The organism is Streptomyces boninensis, assembly GCF_048572725.1.
In the GTDB taxonomy this organism is placed as follows: Bacteria; Actinomycetota; Actinomycetes; order Streptomycetales; family Streptomycetaceae; genus Streptomyces; species Streptomyces boninensis.
Genome location: NZ_CP183837.1, coordinates 3143967 through 3155611, shown reverse-complemented (window position 1 = coordinate 3155611; position 11645 = coordinate 3143967). Strand labels below are relative to the sequence as shown.

The following is an 11645-nucleotide window of genomic DNA, read 5'->3' as shown; positions in this document are numbered from 1 at the left end:
ACGTTCGCTAGTTTGGACGTGTGGTCAACAAGAACGCCCTGCGCGCCGGGACTCTCTCGGCCGGCACCTCGCTGATGCTGCTGCTGTCGTCCCCCGCCTTCGCGTACACCCCGGACGACGGCGACGACCCCGGTTCCGGCCTGAGCGCCGCCCAGACCCTCGGCCTGTACGTCGGCCTGCCGCTGCTCGCCTTTGTGGTGATCGCTGGGCTGGTGATGACGCTGGACCGCTCGCGGGACAGTGACGTCGAGGCGGTCAGCGCGCAGGCGAAGTCGCGCGGCTGAACGCCGCATCATTCAGTAAAACTGAAGAGCACCATCGAAAACTTTCGATGGACCTGACAGTTCCTCTCGGGTGAAGATCGGTCCCGTAAGCAATCGGGAAACGATCACCTGAAGGGGAACTGTGTCAGTCCTGGACCGCCCGCGTACGACGACGACTACTACCACTGCTGCAGGCACCACCACTGCCGGCACCTCCACTGCCGCCCGGAAGGGCGCGCGCTTCGGGCTCGCCCTCGCGGCCGTCGCGACGGTGGTCTGGTCGGGCAACTTCGTCGTCGCCCGCGCGCTCCACGACACGGTGCCGCCCATCCAGACGGCGTTCTGGCGCTGGGTCATAGCCCTGCTGGCCGTACTCCCGCTGGCCTGGCCCCAGCTGCGCGCGCAATGGCCGCACTTGCGCCGCCACGCGGGCTATCTGACGCTGGCGTCGCTGCTGGGCATCGCCTGCTTCAACACCTTCATCTACCAGGCCGGCCAGTCCACCTCGGCGACGAACATGGCGGTGATCGCCGCCGCGTCTCCGCTGCTCATCGTGGCTTTTGACCGACTGGCCGGCAGGCGCATCGGCGGCCGGCGGGCAACGGGCATGCTGATCGCCCTGGCGGGCGTGCTGGCCTTGGTGGCGAAGGGCTCTCCGGCGGCGCTGCTGGGCCTGGACTTCGCGACGGGCGACCTGTGGATGCTGGCCGCGGGCGCCACCTTCGCGGGCTACAGCGTGCTGCTCCGCCGCAGGCCGAAGGAGATCAGCGGCATCGTCTTCCTGTGCGCGACCTTCGCGCTGGGCGTGCTGGTGCTGGCTCCGGTGTACGCGATCAGCGTGTCCGTGCAGGGCGGCTTCGCTCCGACGATGTCGACGGTGGGCCCGCTGCTGTACGTGGGCGTGTTCTCGTCGGCGATCGCGTACTTCACGTGGAACAAGGCGGTCGCGTTGGTCGGCGCTGCTCGCGCGGGGATCGTCTACTACCTGCAGCCGCTGGTGGTCGCTGTGCTGTCCTTCGCGCTGCTGGGGGAGGCGGTGACGGCGGTGCAACTGGGGTGCATGGCAGTGATCGTCGCGGGCGTCGCCTTGGCCGCGAAGGAGTGACCGCCGCATGGTGCCCACCCGCCCGCCCGTTGCTGAGTGCGACAGGGCGGGCGGCTTGGCATCGGATGGTGACGGCCGCGTCGCCGGGTTGCGGCTGGCTCGGTGCCGGCTGGTTTGGCTGGCTGCGGAGGAGTGGGGGCGTGGGGGCCGGCTGGTCTGCCGGGCGGCGGCTTGGCTGGGGAGGGGCGAGGCCGCAGAGGCCGGGCGGCGGCCTGTCCGCGGGAGGGGCGGGCCTTCTTCGGGTTCGGCTGCCTTCGCCCGGCCGGAGGTCGGGAGGGAGAGGGAGAAGGGGCGGCACCGGCAGCGGGGGAGGGAGCGGAGGCGGCAGAGAAGGGGGGCGCGGATAGGCCGTGGGGGGCGCCCGCAGGGTACCCGTGCGCCCTTTTTCGTACTGCCGTGTCGGGGCGCTTGGTACCAAGGCTTCGTACCGGCGTGAGGGCGGCCAACCGACCGCATCCGGGCCGCCAGCACCTCGGTACCAAGTGCCCAGACACACCCCCAAGAAAAAGAGCGCCCAGCCACCACCCGCGCGCCCCCCGCCGACCAGACACGCCCCCACCCCCCACCTCCATAGCCGCTCCCACAGCCACCCTCACGCCCACGCCCCCGGCCCTTCCCGCCGCCCGGCAGGCAAACCGGCCCCCACGCCCCCACTCCTCCGCAGCCAGCCAAACCAGCCGGCACCGAGCCAGCCGCAACCCGGCGACGCGGCCGTCACCATCCGATGCCAAGCCCCCCGCCCTCGCCCCGCGACAGCAACGGGTGGGTGGGTGGGCCAAGATCCGGTGCCCCGGCAACCGTAAGGTTGCCATCGTGGTCGACTGGGACATCAAGAAACTCCGCATCCTCCGCGCCCTCGCAGACACCGGCACCGTCACCGCCGCTGCCGAGGCGCTGCACATGACCCCCTCCGCCGTCTCCCAGCAGCTCACCGGCCTCGCCAAACAAGTCGGCACCCCCCTCCTCGAAGCCCACGGCCGCCGCGTCCGGCTCACCGAAGCCGCGCATCTCGTCCTCCGTCACGCCGACACCGTCTTCGCCCAGCTCGAGCGCGCCGACGCCGAACTCACCGGCTACCTCGCAGGTGACGTCGGCGAGGTTCGCGTCAGCGCCTTCTCCACCGCCGTCCCCGCCCTGGTCGTCCCGGCCGTCGCGGAGCTGCGGCGCACCCACCCCGGCCTGCACATCCGCGTTACGGAAGCCGAGGCCGAAGCCGCCTACGAGCTTCTCGCCGCCGGCGAGGCCGACCTCGCCCTCTCCCTCGCCGCGCACGCGCCCGCCGCCCGCGACCCCCGCTTCAAGCGCGTGGAACTCCTCGCCGAACCCCTCGACGTAGCGCTCCCCGCCGCCCACCGCCTGGCCGCCGCCCCCGGCCTCCGCCTGGCCGATCTCGCCGAGGACCCGTGGATCTACGGCAGCAGCGGCCCCTGGTCGGACATCACCCTCGCCGCCTGTGAGGCCGCCGGCTTCGTACCCGAGCAGGCCCACGCCGCCGCCGACTGGACGGCGATCCTCGCGATGGTGGCCGCGGACATGGGTGTGGCGCTGATCCCGCGCATGGCCCTGGCCGGCGGCGAACCTCCGGCAGGCGTGGTCGTGCGCGCCCTCCAGTCCGACCAGCCCCGCCGCCACGTCGTCGCGGCCGTACGCAGCGGCGCCGAGGTCGCACCCGGCGTCTCCCGCGTCCTGGCCGCCCTGCAGACCGTTCACGCAGACTGACCGTTCACGCAAACTGAACGTTCCCATCAGAAAGTTTCGATGGACCTGATGGTGGTTTCACCGGCATCGTCAGAGCCATGACGACAACCCCGAACCCCAACGACGCCGCCCCCTACGTCTCCGGCGACCCCTACGCCGACTACCGCCCCGCCACCGACCCGGCCTTCGCGAAGCTCACCGAGCTCACCGACCTCGCCGACCGGCGCCTCGGCGGTGCCGTCATCGCCGCCAACGACGAGTTCTTCGCCGAGCGCGAGAACCTCCTCGTCCCCACCGCCGCCGTCTTCGACCCGGACGCCTTCGGCCACAAGGGCAAGGTCATGGACGGCTGGGAGACCCGCCGCCGCCGCGGCACCGCAGCGGCCACGCCCCACCCCACCGCCGACGACTACGACTGGGCGGTCATCCGCCTCGGCGTCCCCGGCGTGATCCACGGCGTCCTCGTCGACACCGCCCACTTCCGCGGCAATTACCCGCAGCAGGTCGCGGTCGACGGCGCCACCAGCCCCGACGGGCCGTGGCAGGAGCTCGTCGCCCGTACCGACGCCCGCGGGCACGCCGCGAACGGCTTCGCGGTCGCGTCGGAGCAGCGCTTCACCCACCTCCGCCTGCGCCAGTACCCCGACGGCGGCGTCGCCCGCCTGCGCGTCTACGGCGACCCCGTCCCCGACCCGCAGTGGCTGGAGCTGCTCGGCGGCTTCGACCTGGCCTGCGTCGTCAACGGCGGCTCGGTGGAGGCGGCTTCCGACCGCTTCTTCAGCGACCCGGCGAACCTGATCCGCCCCGACCTCTCCCGCAAGATGGACGACGGCTGGGAGACCCGCCGCCGCCGTGACGACGGCCACGACTGGGCCATCGTCACCTTCGCCGGCGAGGGCGAGATCCGGGCGCTGGAGCTGGACACCGCGTACTACAAGGGCAATTCGGCCGGGTGGGCCTCCGTGGAGGCCTACGCCGACGGCGAGTGGCGCGAGATCCTGCCGCGTACGCAGCTGGCCCCCGACGCCCCGCACCGCTTCCCGCTGGCGGCCCCGGCGCGGGCCACGCGGCTGCGCGTGAACATCTACCCGGACGGCAGCATCGCCCGCCTGCGCGCCCACGGCACGCTCACGGAGGACGGCTGGACCGCCCTCCGCAAGCAGTACAACGCCTAGCCGCTACGCGAACTCCGGCATCTCGCCCTCGGCCTTCGTCACATCGATGACCGTGAGCACCGACCCCTGCGGATCCGCCACCGTCGCGATCCGCCCGAAGGGCGAGTCCTCCGGGCCCCACGTGACCTGGCCACCGTGCTTCCGTACGGTGGCCACGGCCGTGTCGCAGTCCGCCACCGCGAAGCAGATGTTGAGGTGGGACGGGGCGTCGGCCGGGAAGTCGCCGTCGGTCATCGCCATCCGGCCCATCACCGGCATGTCCTGCCCCGGCAGGCTCCACACCGAGTAGTCCATGTGCTCGTCGGCCATTTTCTGCACGCCGTAGCCGAAGACGGCCGGCCAGAAGGCGTCGGTCTTCGCGGTGTCCCGGGTGTTGACCTCCGCCCAGCAGAAGGTGCCGGGCGGGGGCTGCTCGCCGGGCGGCGGAAAGCCCGCGTGCTCGCCGGCCTGCCAGAGCCCGAAGGCGACGCCGGCCGGGTCGGTGGCGAGCGCCATCGTGCCGAACGGGCCCACCTGCATCGGCTCCATGTGCACCTGGCCGCCGTTCGCCTTGATCTTCTCCGCCGTGGCCGCGGCGTCCGGCGTCGCGAAGTACAGCGTCCAGGCCGACGGCGCGTCCTCCCCGCCCGGCATCGGCGGCGCCAGCGCGGCCGCGGGCCGGCCGTCGGCGGCGGCGCGGGCCTGGGTGTAGTGCCCGAACTCCGCGCTACTCGTCTCGAAGGTCCAGCCGAAGAGGTCGCCGTAGAACTCCCTGGCCTTCTCCAGATCCGGGAAGGTCGCGTCCGCCCAGACGGGCGTCCCCTCAGTCACTCCACTCATGGTGCTTCGCCTCCGGAGGGAAAAACCGTAGTTATCCCTCCACGCTAGCCTCGCTCGACCGCACCAGCAGCCGCAGCAGCCCCGTGAGCTGCTGTGCCTGCCGCTCGTCCAGGCCCGCCATGGCCTCCCGCTGCACGGCCACCCCCACGACCACCGCCTCCTCGGCGAGCTCCCGCCCGCGCTCGGTGAGCGTGACCCGCAGCCCGCGCCGGTCCTTGGGATCGGGGCTACGGGTGATGAGCCCGGCCCGCTCCAGCTTGTCCAGCCGTCCCGTCATGCCGCCGGTGGTGAGCAGCGTGGTGGCGGCGAGCTCGCGCGGGGAGAGGGCGTACGGCTCGCCTGAGCGGCGCAGCGCGGACAGCACGTCGAACTCGCCGCGGGAGATGCCGTACCGGCCGTACGTCTTCGTCATCCGGGCGCCGACCGTGTCCGCGATGCGGAAGATGCGGCCGATGACGTCCATGGGCACGGTGTCGAGGTCCGGCTTCGCCGCGCGCCACTGGGCGTTGATGGTGTCGACGGGATCCGGGGTCGAGGTCATAGGAACATTCAAGCGCTGCGCGTGGTTCTCCCGCAAGCAACTGGGTTACCAGTAAGTGACTTGCGAGAGAGTTGCTTACTGCTAAGCTATTAGCAGCCAAAAGCACTCTGAGGGGGGTCGTCTCATGTCGAACACCACTGGCACCAGCCGCATCGGCACGGTGGCGCTCACCGCGCTAGCGCCGCTCGCCTTCGGTTCCACCTTCGCGGTCACCACCGAGTTCCTGCCGCCGGACCGGCCGCTGTTCACCGCCGCGATGCGCGCGCTGCCGATCGGCCTGCTGCTCCTCGCCCTGGTCCGCGTCCTGCCGCGCGGCGCCTGGTGGGGCAAGGCCGCGGTGCTGGGGGTGCTGAACATCGGCGCCTTCTTCGGCCTCCTCTTCGTCGGCGCGTACCGCCTCCCCGGCGGCATCGCCGCCGTGCTCTCCGCCGTCGGCCCGCTGCTCGCCATCGGCTATGCGGCCGCGCTGCTCTCCGAGCGCCCCACCGTCCACGGCGTCGTCGCGGGTCTGGCCGGCGTCTTCGGCGTCTCCCTGGTGGTGCTGCGCGGCGACGCGGCGCTGGACGCGGTCGGCATCGCCGCCGGTACGGGTGCCGTCGCCTCGATGACGCTCGGCGTCGTGCTGGCCAAGCGCTGGGGCCGCCCGGCCGGGGTCGGCGCGCTGACCTTCACCAGCTGGCAGCTGGTCGCCGGCGGCCTGTTCCTCGCGCCGCTCGCGCTGCTCGTCGAGGGCGCCCCGCCGGCGATGGACGGCGCGGCGATCGGCGGCTACGCGTACCTCGCGATCTTCACCACGGCCGTCCCGTACTTCCTCTGGTTCCGCGGCATGGCCCAGCTCCCCGCCACCTCGGTCGCCTTCCTCGGCCTGCTCAGCCCGGTCTCGGCCGCGCTGATCGGCTGGGTCGCCCTCGGCCAGGCCCTCGCCCCGGTGCAGATCGCCGGCATGGCGATCGCCCTCGGCAGCACGGTCCTCGGCCAGCTCCGCCCGCGCGCCACGGGGCCGACGCGGCTGGTGGCGGCGGGCGGGCCCGCGGTCCGGCGGGAGCCGGTTGCCTCCTGATTGCGTCACGTGGAGGGGACGTGATGTATTGCGCGGGTGCGGCGGTGGCGATTATTCGTCACGCCGCACCCGCGTGATGTTTGTGCGGCAGGGGTGCGACGTTGGGGGAGGACGGTCATGCCGGAGGAGACCGCCTGCGGCAGCTGCGGCAAGCCGCGGCCGGAACGCGGCGGCCGCCGGGGCCGGGCGTCCGTGTACTGCTCCGCGGCCTGCCGCCAGCGCGCCTACCGGGAGCGCAAGGCGCCGGAGGGCGCCGGGGTCGCGGAACTGATCGCCGACGTGGCGGCCCGGGCCGGGCGCCTCACGCCGCGGCCACCGGAGGCGTTCGCCGCGGACGTGGCTGACCTCGCCTCCGCCGTCGGGCGGCTTCGGCGGATCGCCCGTACGGTGGCGGAGGCGAAGCGCGAAGCCGCGCCGGCGGGCCCCGGGGCCGAGTCCGGCCCCGATTCCGTAACGCCGCCGTCCGTGACGGATTCCGCACCCCAGCCGCCCGCAGCGCCGCCGCTCTCCGAGGACGACCTCGCCGCCCGCCTGGAAGCCCACCGCCGCGAGGTCCAGGCGCACTGCTACCGCATGACCGGCTCGTACGACGAGTCCGAGGACCTGGTCCAGGAGACGTTCCTCAAGGCCTGGCGGGCCCGCGACAGGTACGACGACCGGGCGGCGAGCCTGCGCACCTGGCTCTATCGCATCGCCACCAACACCTGCCTCGACCACCTCCGCCGCCACTCCCGCACCCCCGCCCGCTACGAGCGCATCCCCGGCATGGCGCACGGCGACGCCGACCCGCCCGCCTTCATCTCCTGGCTGCAGCCCTGCCCCGACGAGCTGCTCGCGGACGTGCCCGACGCCGCCGCCGACCCCGAGGCCCAGGCGGTCGCCCGCGAGACGGGTGACCTGGTCTTCCTCGCCGCGCTGCAGTATCTGCCGCCGCGGCAGCGGGCCGTGCTGGTGCTACGGGACGTGGCCGGCCTCGCGGCAGCGGAGACCGCGGACCTGCTGGAGCTGAGCACCGCCGCCGTCAACAGCGCGCTCCAGCGCGCCCGCCCCGCGCTGCGCGAGCGCCTGCCGGCGGACGGGCGGCTCGACTGGTCGGCGGGCCCCGCGGGCCCCGAGGAGCGCGCGGCCGTGGAGCGCTACCGGGCGGCCGCGGCGAGCCTCGACATGGCCGCGATGGCGGCGGTGCTGACGGAGGACGCGAAGCTGACCATGCCGCCGAACCCGTTCTGGTTCATCGGGCGGCAGGCGATCGCGGACTTCGTGGCGACGTCCCTGGATCCCGTCCTGCCGACGTTCTTCGGCGAGTGGCGCCATGTGGCGACCCGCGCCAACGGGCGCCCGGCGGTGGCCGGTTACGTCAAGCGGCCCGGGACCACCATCTTCCGCGCGCAGACGCTGGAGGTGCTGCGGGTGGAGGGCGGGCTGATCGCGGAGATCACGACGTTCGAGCCGCATCTGCTCCCGGCCTTCGGACTGCCGATGACGCTGTGAGGCGGTGAGCGATGAGTCCGCGTGCCGCGCTGCGTATGTATGGGTGACACCGATACAAGGGAGCTCATCATGCTGCTGCACGACAAGAACGCGGTCATCTACGGCGCCGCCGGAAGCATCGGCGCCGCCGTCGCCCGCACCTTCGCCCGGGAGGGCGCGCGGGTGTTCCTCACCGGCCGTACGGAGGCCACGCTGGCGGCGGTCGCGAAGGAGATCGAGGCCGCGGGCGGCCGCGCCGACGTCGCGGTCGTGGACGCGCTCGACGAGCGGGCGGTGGAGGAGCACGCGGACGCGGTGGTGGCGGCGGGCGGCTCGCTCGACGTATCGCTGAACCTGGTCCCGCGCGGCGACGCACAGGGCACGCCCCTGCTCGACATGTCGGTCACCGACTACACCTCGGCCGTGACCACGGGCATCACCACCAACTTCATCACCGCACGCGCCGCCGGCCGCCGCATGGCCGACCAGGGCTCGGGCGTCATCCTCGCCCTGAACAGCGGTTCCGCGCACGCCACGCCGATGATGGGCAGCACGTGCCCGACCGACGCGGCGATCGACACGCTGATCCGCCAGCTGGCGCAGGGGCTGGGGTCGAGCGGGGTGCGGGCGCTGGGAATGTGGGTGGCCGGGGTGCCGGAGACGATCACGGCGGAGAAGCTCGGTGCGGTGGACCCGGCGCTGGGGTCGCCGGAGGCGGTGCAGGGGGTGCTCGCGAACTTGGACAGCCTGCGGATGCTGCCGAAGTCACCGCGCCTGCAGGAGATCGCCGAGCTGGCGACCTTCCTGGCATCGGACCGGGCGGGCGCGGTGACGGGGACGTGGGTGAACGGGACGGCGATGTTCGCGAGTTGAGCGATACGAGAGGGAGCCCGGCACTCTGTGCCGGGCTCCCTCTCGTATCGGAAAAGTGTCAGCTTGCCGCCGCGTCCGCGGCCTGCGCGCGCAGCGCTCGCTCCACGCCCGCCCGCGACTCCGTCACCATCCGGCGCAGCTTCGCGTTCGGCTGCGCCTCGGCCAGCCACGCGTCCGTGGCGTCCAGCGTCGCCTGCGACACCTGCAGCGTCGGATACAGCCCGACGATGATCTGCTGCCCGATCTCATGGCTCCGCGACTCGAAGACGCCCTTCACCGCCGCGAAGTACTTCGACGTGTACGGCGCCAGCAGCTCCCGCTGGTCGGTCTGGATGAAGCCGCCGATGACCGCCTCCTGCACGGCGTTCGCCAGCTCGCTCTTCTCGACGACCTGCTCCCAGGCGGCGGCCTTGGCCTCAGCCGTCGGGAAGGAGGACCGCGCCATCGCCGCATGCCGCTCACCGGCGGCCGTCTTGTCCCGCTCCAGCTCGGCCGCGATCTCGTCCTCGCCGACCCGGCCCGTGGCGGCCAGCCGCTGCAGGAACGCCCACCGCAGCTCGGTGTCCACGACCAGCCCGTCGAGCGACGACGTCCCGTCGTACAGCGACCGCAGCAGCGCAAGCTGCTCATCCGTACGGGCCGTAGCCGAGAACGCCCGCGCCCACGCCAGCTGATGGTCGCTCGACGGCTCCGCCGCCCGCAGCTGCTCCAGCGTCGCCGCGCTCCACTGCGCCAGGCCCGACTCGCGCCAGTCCGGCGCCGCGTACAGGTCGAGGGCCAGCTTCACCTGCCGGTGCAGCGACTGCACCACGCCGATGTCGCTCTCCTTGGGGATGCCCGACAGCACCAGCTTCAGGTAGTCGCGGGCGGCCAGCTCGCCGTCGCGGGTCATGTCCCAGGCCGAGGCCCACGACAGCGCCCGCGGCAGCGTGCTGTCGAAGTCGCCGAGGTGGCGGGTGACGACGGCCAGCGACTCCGCGTCCATCCGCACCTTCGCGTACGACAGGTCGTCGTCGTTGAGCAGCACGACCGCAGGCCGCCGCCGCCCGACCAGCTGATCGACCTTCGTCAGCTCGCCGTCGACGTCCAGCTCAATCCGCTCCGTACGGGTGAGCTTGCCGCCCTCCAGCTCGTACAGCCCGATCGCGATGCGATGCGGCCGCAGCACCGGCTCGCCGGTGGCGCCCGCGGGCAGCGCCGGGGCCTCCTGCTTGATGGCGAAGGACGTGATGACGCCGTCCGGGCCGGTCTCGATCTCCGGCCGCAGGATGTTGATCCCGGCCGTCTGCAGCCACGCCTTCGACCAGGCCTTCAGGTCCCGGCCGGAGGTCTCCTCCAGCGCGCCCAGCAGATCGGTCAGCCGCGTGTTCCCGAAGGCGTGCCGCTTGAAGTACGCCTGCACGCCGCGGAAGAACTCGTCCATCCCGACGTACGCGACGAGCTGCTTCAGGACGGAGGCGCCCTTGGCATACGTAATGCCGTCGAAGTTGACCAGCACGTCATCCAGATCGCGGATCTCCGCCATGATCGGGTGCGTCGACGGCAGCTGGTCCTGCCGGTACGCCCACGTCTTCATCTGGTTGGCGAAGGAGGTCCAGGAGTTGGGCCACTTGCTGCCCGGCGCGTACGACTGGCAGGCGATCGACGTGTAGGTGGCGAACGACTCGTTCAGCCACAGGTCGTTCCACCACTCCATGGTGACGAGGTCGCCGAACCACATGTGCGCGAGCTCGTGCAGGATCGTCTCGGCCCGCGCCTCGTACGCCGCGTCGGTCACCTTCGACCGGAAGACGTACTGGTCGCGGATGGTGACGGCACCCGCGTTCTCCATCGCGCCCGCATTGAACTCGGGCACGAAGAGCTGGTCGTACTTCTCGAAGGGGTACGCGTAGTCGAACTTCTCCTGGAACCAGTCGAAGCCCTGCCGGGTGACGGCGAAGATGTCGTCGGCGTCCAGATATTCGGCGAGCGAGGGCCGGCAGTAGATCGCCAGCGGGACGATGCGCCCGTCGCCCTCCCACGTGCTGTGCACCGAGTGATACGGGCCGACGATCAGCGCCGTGATGTAGGTGGAGATACGGGGCGTCGGCGCGAAGGTCCACACCCCGTCGGCGTCCGGCTTCGGCGTCGGCGAGTTGGAGATGACCGTCCAGCCGTCCGGCGCCTTCACCGTGAACTGGAAGGTCGCCTTCAGGTCCGGCTGCTCGAAGTTCGGGAAGACGCGGCGGGCGTCCGGGACCTCGAACTGGGTGTAGAGGTATGCCTGGTCGTCGACCGGGTCGACAAAGCGATGCAGACCCTCGCCCGTGTTGGTGTAGTCGCAGTCGGCGGTGATCTTCAGCTCGTTCTGCGCGGCCAGCCCGGGGAGGGCGATCCGCGAGTCGGCGAAGACGGCGGCCGGGTCGAGCGCGGTGCCGTTCAGCACCACCTCGTGCACGGTCGGCGCGACCAGGTCGATAAAGCTCTCGGCGCCGGGCTCGGCGGCCGTGAAGCGGACGGTCGTCACCGACCGGAAGGTGCCCCCCTCCTGCGCACCGGAGAGATCAAGATCGATCTCGTACGACTCGACGTCCAGCAGGCGCGCCCGCTGCTGCGCCTCTTCGCGGGTCAGGTTCGTGCCAGGCACCAGGGCATCTCCTTA

The 11645-nt window shown here is 72.1% G+C and carries 10 protein-coding genes; 7 read left to right on the top strand and 3 right to left on the bottom strand.

Going from position 1 to position 11645, the window contains the following annotated elements; genetic code table 11:
- Window positions 1-74 precede the first annotated feature (74 nt).
- The 4 genes from ACNNMR_RS14230 (at window position 75) to alc (ending at window position 4241) form a co-directional block, all read left to right on the top strand.
- A complete protein-coding gene (locus ACNNMR_RS14230) occupies window positions 75-284 on the top strand; it encodes a hypothetical protein (RefSeq protein WP_420000359.1) in 210 nt (69 codons plus the stop codon).
- Window positions 285-405: 121 nt separating this feature from the next.
- A complete protein-coding gene (locus ACNNMR_RS14225; RefSeq protein WP_419994967.1) occupies window positions 406-1368 on the top strand; it encodes a DMT family transporter in 963 nt (320 codons plus the stop codon).
- An 813-nt stretch (window positions 1369-2181) separates the two neighbouring features.
- The gene (locus ACNNMR_RS14220) at window positions 2182-3087 is read left to right on the top strand and encodes a LysR family transcriptional regulator (protein WP_419994966.1); all 906 of its coding nucleotides are present in this window, start codon (window positions 2182-2184) and stop codon (window positions 3085-3087) included.
- A 77-nt stretch (window positions 3088-3164) separates the two neighbouring features.
- Window positions 3165-4241, top strand: coding sequence for an allantoicase (alc, locus tag ACNNMR_RS14215; RefSeq protein WP_419994965.1), 1077 nt, complete (start codon window positions 3165-3167; stop codon window positions 4239-4241).
- Between the two features lie 3 nt (window positions 4242-4244).
- On the opposite strand, the gene ACNNMR_RS14210 is transcribed toward alc, so the two are convergent.
- Window positions 4245-5060, bottom strand: coding sequence for a VOC family protein (locus tag ACNNMR_RS14210; protein WP_419994964.1), 816 nt, complete (start codon window positions 5058-5060; stop codon window positions 4245-4247).
- 31 nt (window positions 5061-5091) lie between these two features.
- Window positions 5092-5601 carry a MarR family winged helix-turn-helix transcriptional regulator gene (locus ACNNMR_RS14205; RefSeq protein WP_419994963.1) on the bottom strand — a complete coding sequence of 170 codons (510 nt, stop codon included), beginning with the start codon at window positions 5599-5601 and terminating at the stop codon, window positions 5092-5094.
- A gap of 124 nt (window positions 5602-5725) precedes the next feature.
- On the opposite strand from ACNNMR_RS14205, the gene ACNNMR_RS14200 reads away from it, so the two are divergent.
- The 3 genes from ACNNMR_RS14200 (at window position 5726) to ACNNMR_RS14190 (ending at window position 9004) form a co-directional block, all read left to right on the top strand.
- Window positions 5726-6661, top strand: a complete 936-nt coding sequence (locus ACNNMR_RS14200) for an EamA family transporter (RefSeq protein WP_419994962.1) — start codon at window positions 5726-5728, stop codon at window positions 6659-6661.
- A 117-nt stretch (window positions 6662-6778) separates the two neighbouring features.
- On the top strand, window positions 6779-8152 hold the full coding sequence (locus ACNNMR_RS14195) for an RNA polymerase subunit sigma-70 (RefSeq protein WP_419994961.1): 1374 nt from the start codon (window positions 6779-6781) through the stop codon (window positions 8150-8152).
- A 69-nt stretch (window positions 8153-8221) separates the two neighbouring features.
- Window positions 8222-9004 carry an SDR family NAD(P)-dependent oxidoreductase gene (locus ACNNMR_RS14190; RefSeq protein WP_419994960.1) on the top strand — a complete coding sequence of 261 codons (783 nt, stop codon included), beginning with the start codon at window positions 8222-8224 and terminating at the stop codon, window positions 9002-9004.
- A 58-nt stretch (window positions 9005-9062) separates the two neighbouring features.
- Here the strand turns inward: ACNNMR_RS14190 and pepN are convergent, their stop codons facing one another.
- Window positions 9063-11630, bottom strand: a complete 2568-nt coding sequence (gene pepN, locus ACNNMR_RS14185) for an aminopeptidase N (protein WP_419994959.1) — start codon at window positions 11628-11630, stop codon at window positions 9063-9065.
- Window positions 11631-11645: the final 15 nt, after the last annotated feature.

Bases quoted from the DNA above. Each gene is read 5' to 3' on its own strand.
- ACNNMR_RS14195 (WP_419994961.1), top strand. From the start codon at position 6,779: ATGCCGGAGGAGACCGCCTGCGGCAGCTGCGGCAAGCCGCGGCCGGAA.
- ACNNMR_RS14200 (WP_419994962.1), top strand. From the start codon at position 5,726: ATGTCGAACACCACTGGCACCAGCCGCATCGGCACGGTGGCGCTCACC.
- ACNNMR_RS14190 (WP_419994960.1), top strand. From the start codon at position 8,222: ATGCTGCTGCACGACAAGAACGCGGTCATCTACGGCGCCGCCGGAAGC.
- ACNNMR_RS14210 (WP_419994964.1), bottom strand. From the start codon at position 5,060: ATGAGTGGAGTGACTGAGGGGACGCCCGTCTGGGCGGACGCGACCTTC.
- alc (WP_419994965.1), top strand. From the start codon at position 3,165: ATGACGACAACCCCGAACCCCAACGACGCCGCCCCCTACGTCTCCGGC.
- ACNNMR_RS14230 (WP_420000359.1), top strand. From the start codon at position 75: ATGCTGCTGCTGTCGTCCCCCGCCTTCGCGTACACCCCGGACGACGGC.
- ACNNMR_RS14205 (WP_419994963.1), bottom strand. From the start codon at position 5,601: ATGACCTCGACCCCGGATCCCGTCGACACCATCAACGCCCAGTGGCGC.